This is a genomic window from Agrobacterium sp. 22-223-1 (assembly GCF_053522385.1).
This window is the reverse complement of the sequence record NZ_JBNWCN010000001.1, coordinates 431,307-451,861: the sequence shown is the minus strand read 5'-3', so window position 1 is coordinate 451,861 and position 20,555 is coordinate 431,307. Positions and strand designations below refer to the sequence as shown.

Genomic DNA, 20,555 nt, shown 5'->3' with positions numbered 1-20,555 from the left:
CGGACCTTGCGATCCGGGAGCGGTTTTGACCTTCAAAAAACAGACCTATCAGGCCGCCTGATTGTAGCGATCCCTGCCGGTCGCCGAACCCTGCTCCATCTGGAACCGCTGCACCAGATCGAGCAGCGCTTCCACCTCGCCTGACAGTACCCGGCTGGCCGCGCTCGACTGTTCGGCAAGCGCCGCATTCTGCTGCGTCATCTGGTCCATCTGGTTGACGGAGCTGTTGACGTTATGAAGCGCGGAGGACTGGTCCTGCGTCGCCGTCGCGATGGTTTCGACATGCTGGCTGACGGTAACGATCTGCTGGCTGATGGCGGAAAGAACCGTGCCCGCCTCCTGCACCAGCTTCGAACCGGAGCTGACCTCATGCGTCGACTGGTTGATGAGCTGCTTGATCTCGCGGGCCGCGTCGGCGGAGCGCTGGGCAAGCTCGCGCACTTCCTGCGCCACCACCGCAAAACCCTTGCCCGCCTCACCCGCACGCGCGGCCTCGATGCCGGCATTGAGCGCAAGGAGATTGGTCTGGAAGGCGATGTCGTCGATGACCTCGATGATCTGCTCGATCTTGCGCGAGGCGTCTTCGATGCGGCCCATGGCGTCGACGGCGTTGCTGACGACCGAACCGGAACTGTCGGCGCTCTGCTTGGTGATGCGCACGGCCTCATTGGCCTCCCGCGCCCGCTCGGCCGAGGATCTGACGGTAACCGTGATTTCGTCCACGGCGGCGGCAGTCTCTTCCAGCGAGGCGGCCTGATTTTCGGTACGCTTTGACAGATCGACCGACGATTGCTCGATTTCAAAACCGCTATGCTGGATGATGAGCGTGCGCTCGCGGATCTGCCCCAGCGCATCGCGCAGATTGAGAAGGGATTCGTTGAAATCCGTGCGCAGACGGTCGAGACGGCCAGCGAAAGGCGTCTCGATCGTGCGGCTCAGATCGCCACGCGACAGCCTGCCGAGGCCTGAAGCAATCTCGCTGACCGCAAATTCGATCTGGCCGTCGAGCTCCTGTTTCTCGGCGTCGTTGCGGTGACGTTCGGACTCGGCTGCGGAGCGTTCCTCGGCGCTTTTGCCCTCAATCGCCAGTTTCTCGATCGCATTCTCGCGGAAAATCACCAGCGCGCGGGCGATGTTGCCGAATTCATTGGTGTTGGTGGCGTAGGGGATCGGCGTGTCGAGATTGCCGTCCGAAAGGGACTTCACCGCATCGGTCAGCTTGCCAAGCGGCTGAAGCGTGCGCTTGATAACGAAATAGGCGAGCAATCCGACGCCAAGCATGGCGAGCGCGCCGCAGATCAGCATCATGTCGCGCAGGCTGTATATCTGCGCATCGTATACATCCATGGGAACGCCCACGAACAGGATGCCGACGGTTGCGCCGGTCTTGTTCGTAACCGGCATATAACCGGTCATGTAGCTGGTGCCGAACAGCGTGGCGGTGCCAAAATAGGCCTCGCCCTTGGAAACTTTCGGGAAAGCGGGATGATCGGTAGCAAGCTTGGTGCCTGCTGCTCTTTCACCCTTTTCGTTCTTCAGATTGGTGGTCAGGCGAATGAACTCGCCGGCCTTGGCTTCAAAAACAGTAGAGATACCGCCGTTGCCGGCTGCCGTGCGATCGACGAGATCATTGTCACGCATCGTTCCGATGCTGGCGCGACCGACGCTCTTCAACTCGCCATCCACCATTTCGAGGGCAACGCCGCCGACCTTCATCTCATAGAGGATGGCCATGCCGCGCATTGCGCTGTGCGTATCACGCAGCGCGGTGGTGATGATGTTGTCCTTCAAGCGAATGTAGGTCGAAAAACCAACTGCCGCCACGCTGAGCGTGATCAGGCCGATCGTCAACGCGACGACCTTGCCGGCAACGGACTTAAAGAGCCGGTTGTGCATGAAACAGTTCCCCAAAGCCAAACTTATAAAAGTTCTAGTAGGCAACTGTTAAAAAAACGCGAAGTGTCTATAGCGCCTTTTAGCGGGGCACAAGCCGGGCCGGCGCCTGCCGGCTTATGAGGGACGGGAAAACCCGTCCGCCATCAGTGGATATAGCCGAGCCGGATGGCCTTGGCGATCGCCTGGATGCGGTTGACGGAATCGAGCTTGATCGTCGCCGAACCGAGATAGGCGTTGACGGTGTGCACGGAAAGCCCGAGCTTGACCGCGATTTCTTCGCTGATACGGCCGTCCCCCGCCAGTTGCAGGCAGGCGATTTCCCTCTCGCTCAGCGCCTCGGAAGGCGCCGCCTTGCGCTCGTCCAGCGCCAGCATGTCCACCATGATCTCGCAGCACTTGATGTGCTGTTCGATCACGACCTCATTGTCGAGAACGAGGTTGGTGCCGCAGAAGACGATGTAACCGTTGCCGATGGTGCCGAGCCGCACCGGGAGCGCCAGCCCCGCATAGGGCAATGTGTCATTCTCGATGCGGCGCAGAAGTGCAGGCACATCGGGAAGGTCGGCAAAGCCGCCGGCATTCTTGTTGCGCCAGATGACCGGCAAAAGCGATGTCTCGATATGATCGAGAAGAATGTCGCCAACGGCGCGGATGAACTGCGCGCTCTGCTCTGCGGCATTCATGCCCCAGTTTTCCAGCTCGCAGGTCAGCTTCTTCTTGTTGGGGAAACCGGAAGCGGCAGCCTTCGTCACCACGAAATTGCGCGCGCCGACCAGCTTCTGCATGGCGACGAGCTTCGGAAAAAGATCCGACCGGCTCGTCACGACAGGGCTGCGGTAAAACATGCCCGTCTGACCTGAACCCTCATTGTCTTTCGTCTGTACCATCCGTCCGACCATTATACGAGGTTGTTGCGCACGGCGTAGGCAATTGCCTCCGAGCGGGTTTTCGTCGCGGTTTTACGCATCACGCTTGTAATGTAATTATTGATCGTATTGCGCGAAATGCCAAGGATCATCGCAATTTCATCGCTCGTCTTGCCTTCCGCGATCCAGAACAGGCATTCCAGTTCGCGCTCCGTGAGATCGATATCGCGCACGGTCTTTGCTTCGCTGGCAATGCCGAAGCTGACGCAATAGCCCGTCAGCAGGGCGATTTCGCGCAGCCGTTCCGGCGAAGGCACCGCTTCTTCGGGAAACAGCAGCAGCAGCGAAAGCCGGATGCGTCCCACACAGAAAGACAGCGCCGAATATTGCCGATCTATGCCGTAGGGAACTGAAACATCGTCGGGAAGGAAGAGCAGCCGCGGCTGCAGAAGCGAAAGGCATTTCTCCATTTCGCTCGATCTGTTCTGGCTGTTGGCCAGTTCGATACCAAGCCTGCGGACCAGATCGAAAGGCCAGTCGGAGGTGACGATGAATTTCAGTCCGGTTTCTTCGAGAAGATCATCCCGCGCCAGCAAATAATGCGAGGCGCCAGCGTAGGTTACGAGCAGATCCAGTGCGCCTGCAACGTTACCGGCAGCAGCCGTGGCTGCGACGTTTTTAGCAAGCTGATCGCGCGGCAAGGGCTTACCCATGCCCTCCATAGGCTTGGCAGACAGCCTGCGGATATCAACATCGACTTTCAATCGCCTACGCCCTCTTGCTCCCAGTGGGAGATTATACCTCGGGATGGAATCATTCCATTCGAGAAGCTTACCAAAATGGGACGGCAAGCCCCCGGAGACCGAATCACTTCATTTTATGGAACGGACTGGGATTTGCCATTACCTGACACCAGCCTTTCCACGTATTTCCCTGCTCGTCTATTACTAAAAAAACATACTGAAAAGCTGTTCAATCCATAAACGGCATTCTCAGCCAATTCCCAGCAAACTGTATCGTTGCTGAATTTTTTGTAAACACTGTCCTGAAACGAGATTGCCACGGCTCGCCCGCCAAGCATAGCGAAAAGCCCAAAAACGGAAAAAAGGCCGGGTAAAACCGGCCTTTTCGATATTATGCTGCTTTTTCCACCGCCCATTTGCGCAGGATTTTGGCGGCTCTTTCCTCGCTGATTTCCACCATACGGGAGAGCCTGCGTTCCGGTCCTTCGCGAACCCGGCGGTTGAATGTGCCCTCGCCATCGCCGCCCGCCAGAAGGTCGTCGGTGCTGTCGAAGCCGAAATCCGCCCCGAAACCTTCCATGAGACCGCCTGCGCCCGCATCCATGCCGGGAGAGAAATCCGGCAGTTCGAGACCGGCGGCCTCCTGGCTGAGCTGACCTGCGGCGGCACCGTTGCCGGTCACCGTGCGGACCAGAGGGCGTACACCGAGCCAGACGACAAGGAAGGCGACCGCGACAAAGGCAAGCGAGTTGATGATGCCGGCGGAATTGCGGCTCAGCACTTCCATGATGCCCGGTCCGGTTGCGGCCTCATCCAGCAATTGCGTTTCGAGGAAGTCCATCGCCGTCAGCGAGACGATGTCGCCACGGTCGGAGGAAATGCCCGCCGCCGAAGTGACGATCTTCTGCATTTCGGCAAGATAGGCGTCGATCTTCGCCTGATCGGCGGGCTCGCCGACCATTTTGGCGATCCGGCCCTTGTTGACGACGACCGCGACCGAAATCTTCTCTACGGTGTAGCCGTTCTTGACCGTGGCTACCGTCTTGGAATTGATCTCGTAATTGGTCTGCTCTTCCTTCTTGGCCGACTGGTCGGAGGACTGCGGACCGCCGCCACCGCCCTGGGGTGCGGCCTGCGGTACGTTCTGCTCCACGGTCGCGGCCGTATCCGGCTGCGTTTCCTGGGATTTCTGGTCTTCCTTTACCGTGCGCACGGAGCGCTCGACGCGCGATTCCGGATCGTAGACGGTTTCCTGGATCTGGCGGCTGTCGGTATTGAGCTGCGCCGTGACGCTGGAGCGGAAATTGTCCATGCCGAGGAAAGGCGCCAGCGCCTTGTCGATATTGGTTTCGATTTCCTGCTGCACGTTCTGCGCTAGCGTCAGCGAGCGGTTCATGGCAGCATTGGTGACATCGTCGCCGGAAGCGAGAAGCTGGCCGGTCGAATCAAGCAGGGTCACATCGTCGACTTCAAGGCCGGGAACGGCCGAGGCGACGAGGTGACGGATGGAGGCGGACGCCTTGCGGCCGGCCGAAGCACTGGCGCGAATCATGACCGATGCGGTGGGCTTCTGTTCGCCACGGCGGAAATTGCCGACGTCAGGCATGACGATATGGACGCGTGCGGCCGCAATACCGTCGATCTGCTGGATGGAGCGGCCGATCTCGCCCTCAAGGGCGCGAACGCGCGTCACTTCCTGCATGAAGGAGGTCAGGCCGAGAGAGCCGACATTGTCGAAAAGCTCATAGCCGGCATTGGCGCTGTCGGGCAGGCCGCGCTCGGCCAGAAGCAGTCGTGCCTTGCTGGTGAGGCCGACGGGAACCTGAAGGCTGGAACCATCGGTCCCCACCTGAAAGTCCAGACCCGATTCGGCGAGCGCAATGCTGATCTTGTTAAGGTCGCTTTTTTCAAGCCCCACATAGAGGGTCTCGTAAGCGGGACGGTTCACGTAAAGAGCTGCGGCAAGGATGATGGCCATGGACACAACGCCCACGCCGCCCAGCATCAGCAGCCGTGTCTGCCCCAGCGCCGCGACATTCTTCAAGACCTGAGGGATTTGATTTAACAGATTCATTCTGTTCCGCACCGTCATTCATAGAGTCCGAGACCTTTTGGCCCCGTCGTGACAATAGGGTGCGAAGCTTGCGCGAGCGTTGCCTTTCTCCGCATTCCGCGAAGGACGGCAACGCTGGCCGAAATAGTTCTAGAAGAGGTCGAAGTCGCCCGAGGCCTTGTCGAGCGGCTGGGAATGGCCATGGCGGAAGGCCGCGCCGAGCGCCTTCTGCATTTCGGCCAGCTTGACGAGGCTGAGGGCGGTGGAGACATCCACGATCCAGTCTCCGGGGATGGAACCGGTGATGGTATCGATGAATTCCGCAAGGCCGCGGGTTTTCTGGACGGCAAGGTCGATGCCCTGCAGCAGCTTGACGCCTTCACTGGACAATTGACCGCTGGTCACCTCAAGCAATTGCGGCTCGATGCGCTCGATGAGATAGGCGACGTCGTGCAGTTCCGATACCACGCGCATCAGAACGTCCGGCAGGGCTTCTTCGAACGGAGTGGCGGCGGTGTGCTCTGCAAGCTGCATTGGAAACTCCGTGACTAGAAAAATTCGATGTCGTTGGCGACTGGCTTGGGGGCCGGCACCGGACGCGTTTCCATGGCAACCGTCTTCTGGGTTTCCGCGCCGCTGAGCGGATGCTGACGCGCACGCCCGGAGACCGGCCAGAATTCGATCTTTCGGCCGTGGTCCCCGCCCGTGGAGGAGCTTAAGACCGGAATACCTTCATCCTTGAGAAACTGCATGGCGAAGATGGCATTCTGCTCGCCGACATTGGAGAAGCTGGCAATCGTCTTGGCGCCGCCGAAAACCTTGGCTTCCAGCCGGTCGCGCCGCGCCCCCTGCTTCAGGAGGCCGTTGATCAGGAGCTCCATGAGATGCACGCCGTAACGCGTCGCATCTCCGCCGGTCACATTTCCCGTTCCCGGCAGCAGGAAGTGATTCATGCCTCCCAAGCCGGCAACGGGGTCTCTCAGACAGGCAGCCACGCACGAACCGAGTATCGTCGTCAGCACCACATCGGGATCGCTGACGACCTTATACTCGCCCTGAATGATATGTACGCGCTTGGCCGCAGCTTCAATCATTTCAGCGATCCGAAAACCGCCTCGATGGCAGCGCGCATCTTGTCGATCGTGAAGGGCTTGGCCAGCACGTTGTTGGCGCCGAGCTGAGCTGCCTTCTGTACCAGCGCGCGGTCGCCCTGCGCGGTGAGGATGATGAAGGCGGCCTTCTTGGTGGTCGGGTTGGCCCTGACGGCGTGCAGGAAACCGAGACCGTCCATCTTCGGCATGTTGAAGTCGGAAATGACGAGATGATGGGGCTGCTGCTCCATGATCTTCATTCCCTGCTCGCCGTCACCGGCGGCGGTGATCTGCTTGAAGCCGAGCTGTGTCAGCGCATCGCTGAGGAGCAGCCGGCTGGTCACCTGATCGTCGACGATCAGAACTTTGATCTTTTCTGCGAGAGACATTAGTCAGCACCTTCTTTGCGGGCAGTGGTTAGTTTCAGGATTTCTTCGCCGATGGAGGCCAGCGGGAGTTGCTGTTCCACGGCGCCAAGTTCATAGGCCACGCGGGGCATGCCGTAGACGACACATGTTTTTTCGTTCTGTCCGACGGTGCGCGCACCGGCATGACGCATTTTCAACAGCCCGGCTGCGCCATCGCGGCCCATGCCGGTGAGAATGACGCCGACGGCGTTACGGCCGGCAAGCTCGGCTACCGAGTCGAACAGCACATCGACGGAGGGTCGGTGGCCGTTGACGGGATCGCGCTCGACAAGCCGGCAGCAGGGTGCGGACCTGTTGGCGATCTGCAAATGGCGCTCGCCGCCCGGCGCAAGATAGATCTTGCCGGTCTGCAGACGCGCACCGTCCGTCGCCTCTTCCACCACGGGCGCGCAGATGCGGTTCAGCCGTTCGGCGAAACTCTTGGTGAAGGTCGGCGGCATGTGCTGGGTGATGACGGTCGGCGGGCAATTGGCCGGGAATTTCTGCAGCACGGCGATCAGCGCTTCGACACCGCCCGTGGAGGAACCGATGGCCACGACCTTGCGCCCAGCCCGATATTCACTGACCGGGACCGGCTGCGGCGCGGCCGCCGCTTCCGGGCGCGCCGCGCGGTAGGCGGCGTGTTGCGAGCGGGCGGCGGCCTTCACCTTGTCGGCCAAATCGCCGAAGGGGCGTGCATCGCCCGGCGCCGGCTTGCCGACACAGTCGAAGGCGCCGATTTCAAGCGCGGCCAGCGAAGCATCCGCGCCGCGATGGGTCAGCGACGAGACCATGATGACCGGCATGGGCCGCAGGCGCATGATCTTTTCGAGAAATTCCAGCCCGTTCATTTCCGGCATCTCGATATCGAGCGTCACGACATCGGGATTGAGCTGCTTGATGGCCGCGCGTGCTTCCATGGCGTTGCCGGCCTGCCCGACCACCTCGACTTCCGGATCGGCCTTGAGGACAGCCGAAATCAGGCCGCGCATGGTGGGCGAATCATCGACGACGAGTACCCGTGCGAGTGCGCTCATGCCTTCCTCCCCGAAGCGTGGCCAGTGAAGCGGTAGGTGGTGATGCCCGTATTGTCGAACAGGTTCTTGGCGTCACCGGAGACGCGTTCGGAATGCCCGATATAAAGATGACCGCCTTCCGGCAGCAGCCCGGCAAAACGCGACCAGATGCGCATCTGCGTCGGCTCGTCGAAATAAATGACGACGTTGCGGCAGAAGATCACGTCGAAATTGCCCTTGAAGGGCCATTGCGTCATCAGGTTCAATTCGTTGAAGGTGATGAGACGCTTGACCTTGTCGTCGATGCGGAACTTGCGGCGACCGCCGGCATCGACTTCCGTGAACCATTGCTTGCGCATGGCGGGAGACACGGTTTCGAGCGCATTATCGTCATAGACCCCTGCCCGGGCCTGCGCCAAAATCTTCGGGTCGATATCCGTCGCGAGAATCTTGAAATCGTAATCCGCCGCATTCGGAAACATGGCGAGCACGGTGAGCGCGATGGAATAGGGCTCCTGCCCATCCGAACAGGCGGCCGACCAGATGCGGACACGTCCGCCGCTCTTTGCCCGGGCGATGAGGCCCGGCAGGACCTCGTCACGCAGATGTTCGAAATGATGGTTTTCGCGGAAGAAGCGGGTGAAATTCGTCGTCAGATGCGACAGCATTTCGCGCCGCGCCTGCGCGCCATCCGGCGAGGACACCAATGCGCAATATTCGCGAAAACCCGACAGGCCGAGATTGCGGATATGCTTCGACAGGCGGGAATAAACCAGCGACGCCTTGGTGTCGTTGAGGTAGATGCCCGCATCGGCATAGATCATCGCCGCGATTTCCGACAGGTCGCGTCTCGTCAGCGGGTATTCGCCGCTGGCAAGAACCTCGTCGGGAGACTGGCGCTGATCGCTGAAATTAAGTGCTGCCATGAACGATCCGCTTTCAACCTGTCGCCGCAAGCGACATTTCCTGCTTCAGGGGCTGTCCGCGCGAGGCGCTGACGATGGCATCGACATCCAGAATAAGCGCGACACGGCCGTCACCCAGAATAGTGGCGGCGGCGATGCCCTGAACATGGGTATAGTTGGCTTCCAACGACTTGATGACAACCTGACGCTGGCCCTGAATCGCATCCACCATCAGGGCACGCTGGCCGCCGCCTTCCGATTCCACCAGAAGAGCGACACCTTCGACCGGATCGGCCTGGGTCGGGCGGAAGTTCAGCACGCGGCCGACATCGACCAGCGGGCAGAAGGAGTTGCGGATGGAGATCAGCCGCTGGTTCGCGCCGAAGGAGTGAATGTTCTTCGCCTCCGGCTGCAGGGTTTCGACGATTGCCGTCAGCGGAACCACCAGCGTCTGGCCGGCAACGGTCACCACCATGCCGTCGAGAACGGCGAGCGTCAGCGGCAGGCTCATGGTGAAGGTCGAGCCATGGCCGGGGCGCGAGGAGATGCTGATGCGGCCGCCCAGCGCCTGAATGGAGCGTTTGACCACATCCATGCCGACGCCGCGGCCGGAAATGTCGGAAATCTTGTCAGCGGTAGAGAAGCCCGGCGCGAAGATCAGATTGTCGATTTCTTCATCCGTCAGGTTCGCATCGGCGGCGATGAGGTCGTTGTCGATTGCCTTCTGGCGAACGCGCTCGCGGTTGATGCCCGCGCCATCGTCCTGAAGCTCGATCAGGATGCGGCCCGAACGGTGCTTGGCCGAAAGCTTGATGGTGCCTTCCGGGTTCTTGCCCGCCGCTTCGCGCTTTTCCGGCGTTTCGATGCCGTGGTCGACGGCATTGCGGATCATATGCGTCAAAGGCTCGGCCAGCTTGTCGATGACCGTCTTGTCGACTTCCGTGTTCTCGCCTTCGGTGACAAGGCGGATCTGCTTGCCGATCATATCGGCGACTTCGCGGACGATACGGGACATGCGCTGGAACACCGGCTTCACCGGCTGCGCGCGGATCGCCATGACGCTGTCCTGAATTTCGCGCGTCAGCTGCTGCAGCTCGTCGAGGCCCATATTGACGGCAGACGTGCCGCTCGCATCGTTTTCAATGACGCTCTGCGACAGCATCGCCTGATTGATGACGAGTTCGCCGACGAGGTTGATCAGGCGGTCGACACGGTCGAGGTCGACGCGGATGGTCTGGCCGGCGCTGGCATTGGCCGCTGCATTGGCATTCGCCTGGGCCGCGGCAGGCGCTGCTGCCGCTTCACGCTTTTCGATGGCGGCATTGACGCTCTGGGCGATCTGCGTCGTCGCGACGGCCGTTTCGACGGCTGCGGCAACGTAGGACGCTTCCGCCGTGGCGATTTCAACAGCGGGTTGCTCTTCCGGTCCGCTATCGAGGGCCGAAAGATCGAACGGCACCGGGATCATCGGAAGCTCTTCCACGTCGTCTGCGGCATCCGAAACAACCGGCACGATTTCCAGATCGCAATCCCATTCGGCAAATTCGAAGACGCTGCGGATGCCCTCTTCGCCCTTGTCGGTCGCAATCGAAACCGTCCAGGAAAGATAGGATGCTTCAGGATCGAGCTTGTCCAGAGAAGGCAGTTCCGACATGTCGCAATTAATGCTCATATCGCCGATGCGCGAAAGATCGCGCAGGAGAAGTGCTGCCTCGTTGCCCTTCGAATAAAGCGACGCATGCGGCTTGAAGGTGATCTGGAAGGACGGCGCTTCCATCAGCGGCGTGGTTTCGTCGGCAAAGTCCGTGAAGGAGAACGGGATCGGCTCGAAGCCGCTCTCATCCGTTGGCTTGGGCGCAACGGGTTGCGGCGCCTTGACGGCGGCCGGCGCTGCCACGGGCGCGGAAACCTGCACGGTTTCGCCGTTTGCCAGCGCTTCCAGTTCCTTGACGAGGCCACGGGTGCGGCTTTCATCGACGCTGCCGCCGTCTCTTGCCGCATTGGTCAGGTCCGCCAGCACGTCGGCGGAGCGCAGCATGACTTTCAGAACATCCTGTGTCGGCTCCAGCTTGTTGGAGCGGACGCAGTCGAGGGTCGTTTCAAAAACGTGGGCGAAGGCCACGAGATCATCGAGACCGAAGGCACCCGCCCCACCCTTGATGGAATGAACGGCACGGAAAACGGCGTTGACGGTTTCCGGATCGCGGTCGCCGTCATTCAATTTAAGAAGCCCCGATTCCAGTTCGGCGAGCTGCTCCTCGCATTCCTGGAAAAAGATTTCCTTGATTTCGTTCATATCCATCGTGAAATGTCCCGTATCAGGCGGTTACGCGTTCAATGGCATCGATGAGTTTCGCAGGGTCGAACGGCTTGACGATCCAGCCCGTCGCACCGGCCTGACGGGCGCGGTTCTTCTTCTCTGCGTCGCTTTCGGTCGTCAGAACGAGGATCGGGATCGCACGATACTTTTCGTTGCGCCGTACACCCTCGATGAAGCCGAAACCATCGAGACGGGGCATGTTGATGTCCGTCACGATAACATCGGGGTTGCTCTGTTCGAGCACTTCGAGGCCCTCGATGCCGTCTTCAGCCTGAATGGTTTCGAAACCGGCATTGTTGAGCGTGACCAGGAGCATGTTCCTGATCGTCCGGGAATCATCCACGGTAAGAACTTTTTTCTTCACTTTTGCATCTCCTTGGGGAGCAAATGGTCAATATCGACGCCTATCAGTTTCATCGTCTTGTCGAATGCATCGGACACCCTGGCAAAACCGAAGGGCTTGCCATCCTCTTCCCAGGATTTCGCGCCGGCCATGAGGACCTGGGCGCAAAGCGCACCGATACGCTCCACCTCGGACGCGTCTACCGACAAAGGTGCTCCCCTCAGCGTCATCAGCTTGCCGTGCAGGGCCGATGCTTCGTTGAGATCCAGCACCGGTGACAGTTTCAGCGTCGCCTCAGCTGCTTTTCTGGCTGCCATTACATGACTCCCTGACGTCTGAATTGTTGGTAATCCTGGCCGTAATCCGTGCGATTATCCGCACGGGCCATAAATGAAATGTCCTGCCGGTCCGCACCGGACGCCGCTCTCGCCTGCCCCTGACGGGCGATGCAGAATTCGCGGATGGTGCGGCCGAGTTCCAGAATGACGGTTTGAAGCGCGTCGGCCTCGGAAGCGCTCGCGCTGATATCGACGGCGTTCCGGCCGGCCGGCCTTTGCTGCTCGCCGATATCGGCGGCAACCGATTGCAGTTCGCCGGCCTGCTCGGCCGTATGCCGGGAGACTTCCGCGATCATGTCGTTGATGCCAGAGACCTGCCGGACGACGCCGCCGATTGCGTCCTGCGTGCGGTTGACCATGCGCACACCGCCCTCGACCTGCGTCTTGGTGGTGCCGACAAGGCTCTTGATCTCCCTTGCAGCGTCGGCGGAACGCTGGGCGAGCGCCCGGACCTCCTGCGCGACGACAGCGAAACCACGTCCGCTTTCACCCGCGCGCGCCGCCTCGATGCCGGCATTGAGGGCGAGAAGGTTGGTCTGAAAAGCAATCTCGTCAATCGTGCCGATGATCCTGCCGATCTGTTCGGCGGATTGTTCGATGTCAGACATGGCGTCGATCGCCTCGCCGATAGCCTTGCCGCTTTCGACCGCCGCCTCACGGGCGCGGGAAACAGCCGTTTCCGTGGCCGATATGCGGGCGCCGTTTTCAGCAACGTTCCCGATCATCGTCTGGATGGCGCGGGAGGTTTCGGCAAGCGCTTCGGCCTGCTGGCGGGAGCGCTCGGCCATGGAGCGGCCCATATCGGCAAACCGCGCACCGAGCGCCTCGGCCTCGCCGATGCTGTTTTGCGCCGCGATCAGCGATGCGCCGATCGTTTCCAAAGCCGTGTTGAAGGAAGCCGCAACATCTCGATAGGCTTCCGGCACTTCGCCGCCGATGCGGGCCTGCAGATCGCCTGCGGCAAAGGCCGTCAATGCCGTGCCCAGCAACTTCGCCGCTTCGGAGCGGTCATTGTCGCGCTGTTCCGCCAGTTCGCGGCCATGGCGCAGACGCAATTCGTTGAAGCGCAACGAGACGGCGATTTCGGTATCAACCATCACCAGACGGACGACATTCTTGACGGCTTCCGCCAGTTCACGGGTTTTCTTGCGGTTGCCGGGCAGGATGGAGCGTGGCGCATGTTCGGCCACCAGCCCGCCGACGAGATGTTCCAGAACCACCGCGTGGCTGGCGATCTGCCAGCGCGGATCGAGCCCCATGCGGCTGGCATTGTCGGAAAGAACCTTCACCCGCTCGGCATAAAGCGCATCGAAACGCGCATCGGTCAGAACGCTCCAGTGCGAGGATTGCAGATCGTGCAGGCGGTCGAGCTGGTTTTCGCTTTCGAAAGACGGAGAACAGTCCGGCATGGACTGGAAACGGGTCATCACGTCCCGCAGGCCGGCCTTGACGTAAGGCTCCAGCATGCTGCGATAGCTGCGCAGGAAATCGGATTGCGTCTCGTCGAGGCCGGCAAAACGCAACCGTCCCGCCAGACTTCCGCCTGCCGATCTACGCGCTTGATCTGATGGCAAATCCTGCCCCAACCGACGTCCCCAACAACATGACGGCCGGTAAAACCCGGCCAAATTGGCCAAGGTTCAGAACGCCAGCACCCTGAGGGGATTTTTGAACGAACATACCCATCGCGGACGATGCGGCATCGACGCCTGCCAGACCTTCTTGAACCAAGAAACGAAAATACCGGATCGGCACCGGTACGGCAGTGCGGCGTCATGCCTGGAAGGGGAGAGAACCCCATTCCGCCGTGGAAATACCATCAATCTTTATGGTTAATTCCTTGCTTGAAAGTTAAGAAACACAGGCGTCGGCGTCAAACGGTAAAATTTGTAAAAGCTTTTAGCCAATGCCGCCCTCACTTTGCCGCAAACGGGCAAAAACGAAAAGGAATCGGACGCCGCGGGCGGTTTTTCCCGCATGCGCGCTGGACAAGCATGTCCGGCTTCCCCTAAAACAAATCAACAGGATATTCGCTCAACGGTGATGCTTTAAAGAGACCTTTACGATCAAGGAGATGCCAACTTGCCATGGATGGAGAAAGGCCGCAGTTCAAGGCGCCATCCGCAAGTGCTGATCGGTCTCGTGGTCGCGAGCCTGCTGGTCATGATCGGCTTTCAGGCACCGGCCGGCGTCAAGCCCCTTTCCAAAACCAGCCGCCTCGAACGATTGCAGAGCGTCGATCCCGGCCGTTCCCTTTCTCTTCGCGAAAAGGATTGCAATAGCGGCAATGATTTCGGCTGCAGGGCCGGCGATGCCGGCTCAGGCTTTCGCCTGGACGCGTTTGCCTCACCCGCCCCGAGCCTCAGGGATAATGCCGACGTCTCGCTCGTTGCTGTTGCCATCGTGCCACAAGCTTTCCGAGACTTTGCCAGCGTGGTTCCACGCGCGCCTCCGCATATTATGTATTAGTCATTCCGGCGGTCCTCATCATTCGGTTCATTGCGAACCTTGAGGGATCGGAGTCGTCGGAAACCCGCCGTAGGCTCCCATTCCAGAGAGAAAACCGCCGCCGCATATGACACTTGCAACCATTCTTCCATTCATTGTCGCATTGCCCTTCGTTGGCGCGCTTCTGACGGCCTTCATGCCGCGCGAGGGTGCGGCCGCCGGTCCCGCCTCCGTTGCGGGCGGAGTCGCCCTTTTCGGCCTTGTCAGCAGCATTTTTCTTTATACGAGCGTCAGCGGCGGCGCGGTTCTCAAGTATGATGTGGAATGGCTGCCCCAGCTCGGCCTGAACTTTACCCTGCGGCTGGACGGATTCGCCTGGATTTTCACGATGCTCATTACCGGCATCGGCCTGCTGGTGGTGCTCTACGCGCGTTATTATATGTCGGCCGAAGACCCGATCCCCCGTTTCTTCGCCTTCCTTCTCGCCTTCATGGGTTCGATGCTTGGCGTGGTGCTCTCCGGCAACGTCATCCTGCTGTCGATCTTCTGGGAAATGACCAGCATCTTTTCGTTCCTGCTGATCGGCTACTGGCATCAGAACGCCGGTGCGCGCGACGGCGCCCGCATGGCGCTGACCGTCACCGGCATCGGCGGCTTCAGCCTGCTGGCGGGCCTGCTGATCCTCGGCCATATGGCGGGAAGCTATGACCTCGACAAGATCATCGAGGCCGGTGCGGCCATCCGCGCCCATTCCCTCTATGTACCGGCGCTCATCCTCATTCTCGGCGGCGCGCTGACCAAGAGCGCGCAGTTTCCGTTTCACTTCTGGCTGCCCAACGCCATGGCGGCGCCCACACCGGTCTCCGCCTATCTGCATTCGGCGACCATGGTGAAGGCGGGGGTTTTCCTGCTCGCGCGCTTCTGGCCGGTGCTGGCGGGCACGCCGGAATGGTTCTGGCTGGTGGGCGCGGCCGGCATCATAACCCTGCTGCTCGGCGCCTATTTCGCCATGTTCCAGCAGGATTTGAAGGGGCTGCTCGCCTATTCCACCATCAGCCATCTCGGCCTCATCACCACGCTTCTCAGCCTCGGCAGCCCGCTTGCAGCAGTGGCGGCCATTTTCCACATGGTCAACCACGCCACCTTCAAGGCCTCGCTCTTCATGGCGGCCGGCATCATCGACCATGAGACGGGCACGCGCGACATGCGGCGCTTAAGCGGGCTTTATACCTATATGCCCGCAACCGCGACGCTCGCCATGGCGGCGAGTGCGGCCATGGCCGGGGTGCCCCTGTTCAACGGCTTCCTTTCCAAGGAAATGTTCTTTGCCGAGGCCGTCGAAACCCATGCAGACTCGCTGCTGGACCGGGCGCTGCCCTATGTCGCGACGCTGTCGGGCGCCTTCGCCGTCGCTTATTCGCTGCGCTTCATCCATACGGTCTTCTTCGGCCCCAAGCCCGTCGATCTGCCGAACCCACATCCGCACGAGCCGCCGCGCTGGATGCGTTTCCCCATCGAATTCCTCGTCTTCGCCTGCCTGATCGTCGGCATCGTTCCGAGCCTCTCCATCGGCCCCTTCCTGCATTCGGCCGTGCTTTCCGTACTTGGTGCGCAAACGCCGGTCTACAGCCTGTCGATCTGGCACGGTTTCAACCTGCCGCTGATCATGAGTATCGCGGCGCTTATCGGCGGGGTTACGATCTATGCCCTGCTCGGCGGTTATTTCTCGCGCTGCGACGATGGCCCGCCGGTTTTCCGGCATTTGCGGGGACAGCGCATCTTCGAGCGCATTCTCGTCACCGTGTCCTGGAAATGGGCGCGGTGGCTGGAAAGCACGCTCGGCACGCGGCGTCTGCAGCCGCAGCTGAGGCTTCTTATCCTCGTGGCGCTTCTTGCCGGTTTCTCGCCTCTCTTCCTTTCGGAATTCTCCCTGTCGCTGCCGCGCGTCACGACCTTCGATCCGATCTTCGCCATTCTCTGGCTGATCGGCATGATCGCGGCCATGGGTGCGGCCTGGCAGGCGAAATATCATCGCCTCGCCGCGCTCGTCATGCTCGGCGTCTCTGGCCTCGTCACCTGCCTTACCTTCGTCTGGCTTTCCGCGCCGGATCTGGCGATCACCCAGCTGCTGGTGGAAATCGTCACCACGGTTCTCATCCTGCTCGGCCTCAGATGGCTGCCGAAACGCGTCGAGAAGGTCGACAGCAGCGATGAACTGCCGGCGCAGCTTCGCCGCGCCCGCGACTTCCTGCTCGCCGCAGGCAGCGGTATCGGCATGTCCGTCATCGCCTATGCCGTGATGACGCTGCCGGTGCCGAACGCGATTGCGACCTATTTCCTCGAACGCGCCTATACCGAAGGCGGCGGCACCAATGTCGTCAACGTCATCCTCGTCGACTTCCGTGGCTTCGACACCTTCGGCGAAATCGCGGTGCTGGCCATCGTGGCGCTCACCGTCTTTGCGCTGCTTCGCCGTTTCCGCCCCGCCCATGAAAGCATCGGGGTGCCGGAACAGCAGCAGATGCAGAACGCCTTCGATGCCGAACGGCCGGACCGCAGCAAGGGCGATACGGTTCGCGACTATCTCTATGTGCCGTCGATCGTGATGCAGTGGATGTTCCCGGTCATCATCACCTTCTCGATCTTCCTGTTCATGCGCGGCCACGACCTGCCGGGCGGCGGCTTTGCGGCCGGCATCACCATGGCCATCGGCTTCCTGCTGCAATATCTCGCCGGCGGCGCACGCTGGGCGGAGGACCGCATCCGCATCCTGCCGCTGCGCTGGATGGGTTTCGGCCTTTTGATGGCGGCGGCGACGGGTATCGGCTCCTGGTATTTCGGCTACCCGTTCCTGACCTCCTATTTTCAATATACGGAGATACCCTATATCGGCAAAATGCCGACGGCATCCGCCCTGCTGTTCGACCTCGGCGTCTTCTCGCTGGTCGTCGGCTCCGTCGTTCTTATCCTGATAGCACTGGCACACCAATCGTTGCGTAACTACCGCGTTCGCACGCCTGAAGCCGCAAAAGCGGAGGACGTGTAATGGAACTCATTCTTGCAATCGGTATCGGCATCATGACCGGCTCCGGCGTTTGGCTGGTGCTGCGCCCGCGCACCTATCAGGTCATCGTCGGGCTTTCGCTGCTGTCTTACGCCGTCAACCTCTTCATCTTCGGTGTCGGCGGCATCAAGACCAATGCGCCGCCGGTGCTGGTCAATGGCGTCGACAGTTCGACGCTCGCCGACCCCGTGCCGCAGGCGCTGGTGCTGACGGCCATCGTCATCGGCTTTGCGACCACCGCATTGTTCCTCGTCGTGCTGCTTGCCGCCCGCGGCCTCACCGGCACCGACCATGTGGACGGGAGGGAGTCGAAATGATGTCTTTCCCCTTCCACATCGTCATCGCGCCGATTCTTTTGCCGCTGATTACCGCCGCGCTGCTGCTGTTCTTCGACGAGCGCCAGCGCGTGGCGAAAGCCGCCATCAGCCTCACCTCGACCGTGCTGTTGCTGGTGGTCGCCATATTGCTGTTCCGCGAAGTGAACTCGACGGTCAATACCGAGATCGCCGCCGTGGTGTCGAGCGGCGTCTATCTGCTCGGCAACTGGCCGGCGCCCTTCGGCATCGTGCTCGTCGCCGACCGTCTTTCGGGCCTGATGGTGCTGTTGACGGCGCTGCTTGCCATTCCGTCCTTGATCTATTCGATGGCGAAGTGGCACAGGTCGGGCGCGCATTTCCATTCGCTGTTCCAGATGATGCTGATGGGCGTCAACGGCGCATTCCTGACCGGGGACCTCTTCAACCTCTTCGTTTTCTTCGAAGTGATGCTGGCCGCGTCCTACGGTCTGTTGCTGCATGGCTCCGGCCAGCAGCGCGTCAAGGCCGGGCTGCATTATATCGCCATCAACCTCGTGGCGGCCCTGTTCTTCCTGATCGGCGTCAGCCTCATCTATGGCGTTACCGGCACGCTGAACATGGGCGATCTCGCCCATCGCATCGAGGGGCTCAACCCCGATCAGCGCATGCTCTTGGAAACCGGCTCGGCCATCCTCGGCATCGCCTTTCTGGTCAAGGCCGGCATGTGGCCGCTGAATTTCTGGCTGCCTTCCGCTTATGGTGCGGCATCGGCCCCGGTGGGCGGGCTCTTCGCCATCATGAGCAAGGTCGGGATTTATGTCATCGCCCGCCTGTCCTTCCTGCTTTTTGGGCAGACGGCCGGGGAATCGGCCGGTTTCGGCCATGATGCGCTGCTGGTCGGCGGCATCGCCACCATCATCTTCGGCGCCATCGGCGTTCTGGCGTCGCAGGCGCTGGGGCGGCTGGCCGGCTTTTCGGTTCTCGTCTCGTCGGGAACGCTGCTTGCCGCCATGGGCACCGGCAATCCGACGGTTGCGGCCGGCGCGCTTTATTACATGGTCAGCTCCACTCTCACCATCAGCGCCTTCTTCATGCTGATCGAACTCGTCGAGCGCGGGCAGGATGCCGGCGCGAACGTTCTTGCCGTGACCATGGAGGCCTATGGCGAGGGCGACGAGGAAGAGGAGGAAGAGGAAGTCGGCGTGACCATGCCCGCCACCATGGCGGTGCTCGGCGCCTGTTTTGCCGCCTGCGGCATTCTTCTGGCCGGCCTGCCACCGCTTTCGGGCTTCATCGCCAAATTCTCGATGCTGACCGCCATTCTCAATCCTTCCGGGCTCGGCGCCAATGACAGCGTTTCCACACTGTCCTGGTGGCTGGTTTTCCTGATCGTCTTTGCCGGTTTCGCCTCGCTGATTTCCATGACGCGCGCCGGCATCCGCACCTTCTGGGCTTCCATCGAAGGCACCGTGCCACGCGTGCTCGTCATAGAAATCGCCCCCGTGATGCTGCTGCTCGGCCTGACGCTCGCCATGACCGTGCAGGCGGGGCCGGTGATGCGTTACATGCAGGAAACGGCGCGTATTCTCGACCTGCCGGCAAGCTATATTCAGGGCGTCATTTCCGCACCCCGAGCGGGAAGCAACCCGGAGGCAGAGCCATGATAAGCCGTGTCCTGCCCTACCCGCTGCTGACAATCTCGCTGATCTTCTTCTGGATGACGATCAACAGCTTTTCGCCGGGACATCTGCTGCTCGGCACCGGGGTTGCGCTTGTCGCCTCCTGGGCGATGGCGTCGCTCAGGCCCGCCAAGCCGCGCATCCGCAACTGGCACAGGCTGGTGCAGCTGATCCTGATCGTGCTTTACGATATTGTCAGGTCCAATCTCTCGGTCGTGAAGATCATCCTGTTCAAGCGCGAGAGGGACCGCAAATCCGGCTTCCTGGCCGTGCCGCTCGATATTCGCGACCCGATGGCGCTTGCGGTTCTGGCGACGATTCTGACCTCGACGCCGGGAAGCGCATGGCTCGAATATAATTCCAGCCAGGGCACGCTGCTGCTTCACGTTCTCGACGATGTGGATGAGGCGGCCTGGATAAGCCTCATCAAGAACCGTTATGAAAAACTGCTGATGGAGATATTCGAATGAGTTCGATTATCCTTTTCTGGTCCTTTTCGCTGGCGCAGTTCATGCTGGCCATCGCCATGGCGATCTCGGTCTATCGCATCGCCATCGGCCCGCGCGCGCAGGACCGCGTGCTGGGCGTGGATACGCTCTATGTCAACGCCATGCTGCTTCTTTTGACCTTCGGTCTGCGCACCGGCAACGACATTTATTTCGAGGCATCGCTGCTGATCGCCATCCTCGGCTTCGTCTCCACCGTCGCCCTTTCCAAATTCCTGATGCGCGGCGAGGTGATCGAATGAGCGAGGCGCACGAATTTCCCCTCTGGGCCGCCATTGCCGTGGCCTTCTTCGTGCTGCTGGGCGCCTCGCTGACGCTGATCGGCACCATCGGCTTTGCCAGGCTCAACAGCTTTTATGAACGCCTGCACGCACCCACACTCGGCACCAGCTGGGGCACCGGCGGCATCGTCATGGCCTCGATCATCTATTTCTCCGTCTCCGGCGACCGCTTCGCCTTCCACGAAATCTTCATCGGCATCTTCATGACGGTGACGACCCCGGTTTCCCTGATGCTGCTGGGACGCGCCGCGCTTTATCGGGACCGGGCGGAGCAGAATACGGATAATCGGGAGCATCTTTAGG

20 protein-coding genes are annotated in these 20,555 nt (G+C 60.8%); 7 read left to right on the top strand and 13 right to left on the bottom strand.

The annotated features are described in order from the left end of the window. Positions 1-48: 48 nt before the first annotated feature. The 13 genes from ACQZ60_RS02250 to ACQZ60_RS02190 all read right to left on the bottom strand — a co-directional run bounded on the left by ACQZ60_RS02250 (position 49) and on the right by ACQZ60_RS02190 (position 13,564). Positions 49-1,896 carry a methyl-accepting chemotaxis protein gene (locus tag ACQZ60_RS02250; RefSeq protein WP_080817891.1) on the bottom strand — a complete coding sequence of 616 codons (1,848 nt, stop codon included), beginning with the start codon at positions 1,894-1,896 and terminating at the stop codon, positions 49-51. A gap of 143 nt (positions 1,897-2,039) precedes the next feature. Further along, positions 2,040-2,741: a transcriptional regulator VisR gene (gene visR / locus ACQZ60_RS02245; protein ID WP_003522758.1), complete on the bottom strand. Its 702-nt coding sequence runs from the start codon at positions 2,739-2,741 to the stop codon at positions 2,040-2,042. Positions 2,742-2,794: 53 nt separating this feature from the next. Next, positions 2,795-3,526 (bottom strand): transcriptional regulator VisN, encoded by a 732-nt coding sequence (gene visN, locus ACQZ60_RS02240; RefSeq protein WP_035262791.1) that lies wholly within the window; start codon positions 3,524-3,526, stop codon positions 2,795-2,797. Positions 3,527-3,896: 370 nt separating this feature from the next. Continuing rightward, a complete protein-coding gene (fliF, locus tag ACQZ60_RS02235; RefSeq protein ID WP_035262795.1) occupies positions 3,897-5,579 on the bottom strand; it encodes a flagellar basal-body MS-ring/collar protein FliF in 1,683 nt (560 codons plus the stop codon). A gap of 129 nt (positions 5,580-5,708) precedes the next feature. Continuing rightward, entirely contained in the window at positions 5,709-6,092 is a 384-nt protein-coding gene (gene cheT / locus ACQZ60_RS02230; RefSeq protein WP_035262798.1) for a chemotaxis protein CheT, read from the bottom strand. Between the two features lie 14 nt (positions 6,093-6,106). Then, a complete protein-coding gene (gene cheD, locus ACQZ60_RS02225; protein ID WP_003522762.1) occupies positions 6,107-6,652 on the bottom strand; it encodes a chemoreceptor glutamine deamidase CheD in 546 nt (181 codons plus the stop codon). Further along, on the bottom strand, positions 6,649-7,038 hold the full coding sequence (gene cheY2, locus ACQZ60_RS02220) for a chemotaxis response regulator CheY2 (protein WP_003503467.1): 390 nt from the start codon (positions 7,036-7,038) through the stop codon (positions 6,649-6,651). Before cheY2 ends, cheD begins: the two co-directional genes overlap by 4 nt. Beyond that, entirely contained in the window at positions 7,038-8,093 is a 1,056-nt protein-coding gene (cheB, locus tag ACQZ60_RS02215; protein WP_003522763.1) for a protein-glutamate O-methylesterase CheB, read from the bottom strand. The genes cheY2 and cheB overlap by 1 nt, the downstream gene beginning before the upstream one ends. Next, complete coding sequence (gene cheR, locus ACQZ60_RS02210; RefSeq protein ID WP_003522764.1) at positions 8,090-8,998, bottom strand: protein-glutamate O-methyltransferase CheR; 909 nt, start codon at positions 8,996-8,998, stop codon at positions 8,090-8,092. The genes cheB and cheR overlap by 4 nt, the downstream gene beginning before the upstream one ends. 13 nt (positions 8,999-9,011) lie before the next feature. Then, positions 9,012-11,279, bottom strand: coding sequence for a chemotaxis protein CheA (locus ACQZ60_RS02205; protein ID WP_448734686.1), 2,268 nt, complete (start codon positions 11,277-11,279; stop codon positions 9,012-9,014). Between the two features lie 16 nt (positions 11,280-11,295). After that, complete coding sequence (cheY1, locus tag ACQZ60_RS02200) at positions 11,296-11,661, bottom strand: chemotaxis response regulator CheY1 (protein ID WP_003493773.1); 366 nt, start codon at positions 11,659-11,661, stop codon at positions 11,296-11,298. Next, positions 11,658-11,957, bottom strand: a complete 300-nt coding sequence (locus tag ACQZ60_RS02195; protein ID WP_003503483.1) for an STAS domain-containing protein — start codon at positions 11,955-11,957, stop codon at positions 11,658-11,660. The genes cheY1 and ACQZ60_RS02195 overlap by 4 nt, the downstream gene beginning before the upstream one ends. Continuing rightward, on the bottom strand, positions 11,957-13,564 hold the full coding sequence (locus ACQZ60_RS02190) for a globin-coupled sensor protein (protein WP_448734685.1): 1,608 nt from the start codon (positions 13,562-13,564) through the stop codon (positions 11,957-11,959). The genes ACQZ60_RS02195 and ACQZ60_RS02190 overlap by 1 nt, the downstream gene beginning before the upstream one ends. Before the next feature lie 505 nt (positions 13,565-14,069). On the opposite strand from ACQZ60_RS02190, the gene ACQZ60_RS02185 reads away from it, so the two are divergent. The 7 genes from ACQZ60_RS02185 to mnhG all read left to right on the top strand — a co-directional run bounded on the left by ACQZ60_RS02185 (position 14,070) and on the right by mnhG (position 20,554). Continuing rightward, entirely contained in the window at positions 14,070-14,447 is a 378-nt protein-coding gene (locus ACQZ60_RS02185; protein ID WP_448735307.1) for a hypothetical protein, read from the top strand. Between the two features lie 106 nt (positions 14,448-14,553). Continuing rightward, positions 14,554-17,472, top strand: coding sequence for a monovalent cation/H+ antiporter subunit A (locus tag ACQZ60_RS02180; RefSeq protein WP_269828204.1), 2,919 nt, complete (start codon positions 14,554-14,556; stop codon positions 17,470-17,472). Beyond that, positions 17,472-17,807: a Na+/H+ antiporter subunit C gene (locus ACQZ60_RS02175; RefSeq protein WP_003503487.1), complete on the top strand. Its 336-nt coding sequence runs from the start codon at positions 17,472-17,474 to the stop codon at positions 17,805-17,807. The genes ACQZ60_RS02180 and ACQZ60_RS02175 overlap by 1 nt, the downstream gene beginning before the upstream one ends. After that, positions 17,804-19,450: a monovalent cation/H+ antiporter subunit D gene (locus tag ACQZ60_RS02170; protein WP_035239397.1), complete on the top strand. Its 1,647-nt coding sequence runs from the start codon at positions 17,804-17,806 to the stop codon at positions 19,448-19,450. The genes ACQZ60_RS02175 and ACQZ60_RS02170 overlap by 4 nt, the downstream gene beginning before the upstream one ends. Continuing rightward, complete coding sequence (locus ACQZ60_RS02165) at positions 19,447-19,935, top strand: Na+/H+ antiporter subunit E (protein WP_003522771.1); 489 nt, start codon at positions 19,447-19,449, stop codon at positions 19,933-19,935. Before ACQZ60_RS02170 ends, ACQZ60_RS02165 begins: the two co-directional genes overlap by 4 nt. Beyond that, complete coding sequence (locus ACQZ60_RS02160) at positions 19,932-20,213, top strand: K+/H+ antiporter subunit F (RefSeq protein WP_003522772.1); 282 nt, start codon at positions 19,932-19,934, stop codon at positions 20,211-20,213. The genes ACQZ60_RS02165 and ACQZ60_RS02160 overlap by 4 nt, the downstream gene beginning before the upstream one ends. After that, positions 20,210-20,554, top strand: a complete 345-nt coding sequence (gene mnhG, locus ACQZ60_RS02155) for a monovalent cation/H(+) antiporter subunit G (protein WP_003522773.1) — start codon at positions 20,210-20,212, stop codon at positions 20,552-20,554. Before ACQZ60_RS02160 ends, mnhG begins: the two co-directional genes overlap by 4 nt. The last annotated feature ends 1 nt before the right edge of the window (position 20,555 follow it).

Coding starts and splice junctions, on each gene's coding strand:
- ACQZ60_RS02250 (WP_080817891.1), bottom strand. CDS start 1,896: ATGCACAACCGGCTCTTTAAGTCCGTTGCCGGCAAGGTCGTCGCGTTG.
- visR (WP_003522758.1), bottom strand. CDS start 2,741: ATGTTTTACCGCAGCCCTGTCGTGACGAGCCGGTCGGATCTTTTTCCG.
- fliF (WP_035262795.1), bottom strand. CDS start 5,579: ATGAATCTGTTAAATCAAATCCCTCAGGTCTTGAAGAATGTCGCGGCG.
- cheT (WP_035262798.1), bottom strand. CDS start 6,092: ATGCAGCTTGCAGAGCACACCGCCGCCACTCCGTTCGAAGAAGCCCTG.
- cheD (WP_003522762.1), bottom strand. CDS start 6,652: ATGATTGAAGCTGCGGCCAAGCGCGTACATATCATTCAGGGCGAGTAT.
- cheY2 (WP_003503467.1), bottom strand. CDS start 7,038: ATGTCTCTCGCAGAAAAGATCAAAGTTCTGATCGTCGACGATCAGGTG.
- cheB (WP_003522763.1), bottom strand. CDS start 8,093: ATGAGCGCACTCGCACGGGTACTCGTCGTCGATGATTCGCCCACCATG.
- cheR (WP_003522764.1), bottom strand. CDS start 8,998: ATGGCAGCACTTAATTTCAGCGATCAGCGCCAGTCTCCCGACGAGGTT.
- ACQZ60_RS02205 (WP_448734686.1), bottom strand. CDS start 11,279: ATGGATATGAACGAAATCAAGGAAATCTTTTTCCAGGAATGCGAGGAG.
- ACQZ60_RS02195 (WP_003503483.1), bottom strand. CDS start 11,957: ATGGCAGCCAGAAAAGCAGCTGAGGCGACGCTGAAACTGTCACCGGTG.
- ACQZ60_RS02185 (WP_448735307.1), top strand. CDS start 14,070: ATGGAGAAAGGCCGCAGTTCAAGGCGCCATCCGCAAGTGCTGATCGGT.
- ACQZ60_RS02180 (WP_269828204.1), top strand. CDS start 14,554: ATGACACTTGCAACCATTCTTCCATTCATTGTCGCATTGCCCTTCGTT.
- ACQZ60_RS02175 (WP_003503487.1), top strand. CDS start 17,472: ATGGAACTCATTCTTGCAATCGGTATCGGCATCATGACCGGCTCCGGC.
- ACQZ60_RS02170 (WP_035239397.1), top strand. CDS start 17,804: ATGATGTCTTTCCCCTTCCACATCGTCATCGCGCCGATTCTTTTGCCG.
- ACQZ60_RS02165 (WP_003522771.1), top strand. CDS start 19,447: ATGATAAGCCGTGTCCTGCCCTACCCGCTGCTGACAATCTCGCTGATC.
- ACQZ60_RS02160 (WP_003522772.1), top strand. CDS start 19,932: ATGAGTTCGATTATCCTTTTCTGGTCCTTTTCGCTGGCGCAGTTCATG.
- mnhG (WP_003522773.1), top strand. CDS start 20,210: ATGAGCGAGGCGCACGAATTTCCCCTCTGGGCCGCCATTGCCGTGGCC.